This is a genomic window from Enterobacter sp. 22466 (assembly GCF_052044775.1).
Classification (GTDB): Bacteria; Pseudomonadota; Gammaproteobacteria; order Enterobacterales; family Enterobacteriaceae; genus Enterobacter; species Enterobacter dissolvens.
Window position 1 is genome coordinate 1 of record NZ_JBQENX010000043.1, and the last position, 581, is coordinate 581.

General features: G+C 55.2%; 1 rRNA gene. It reads left to right on the forward strand.

Annotation, left to right across the window (positions count from 1 at the left end):
- A 23S ribosomal RNA gene (locus ACTJJI_RS26210) occupies positions 1 to 581 on the forward strand; the annotation flags it as partial.

Sequence of the window (581 nt, forward strand, 5' to 3'; positions counted from 1 at the left end):
ATCCGGGTTGCGGACAGTGTCTGGTGGGTAGTTTGACTGGGGCGGTCTCCTCCCAAAGAGTAACGGAGGAGCACGAAGGTTAGCTAATCCTGGTCGGACATCAGGAGGTTAGTGCAATGGCATAAGCTAGCTTGACTGCGAGAGTGACGGCTCGAGCAGGTGCGAAAGCAGGTCATAGTGATCCGGTGGTTCTGAATGGAAGGGCCATCGCTCAACGGATAAAAGGTACTCCGGGGATAACAGGCTGATACCGCCCAAGAGTTCATATCGACGGCGGTGTTTGGCACCTCGATGTCGGCTCATCACATCCTGGGGCTGAAGTAGGTCCCAAGGGTATGGCTGTTCGCCATTTAAAGTGGTACGCGAGCTGGGTTTAGAACGTCGTGAGACAGTTCGGTCCCTATCTGCCGTGGGCGCTGGAGAATTGAGGGGGGCTGCTCCTAGTACGAGAGGACCGGAGTGGACGCATCACTGGTGTTCGGGTTGTCATGCCAATGGCACTGCCCGGTAGCTAAATGCGGAAGAGATAAGTGCTGAAAGCATCTAAGCACGAAACTTGCCCCGAGATGAGTTCTCCCTGA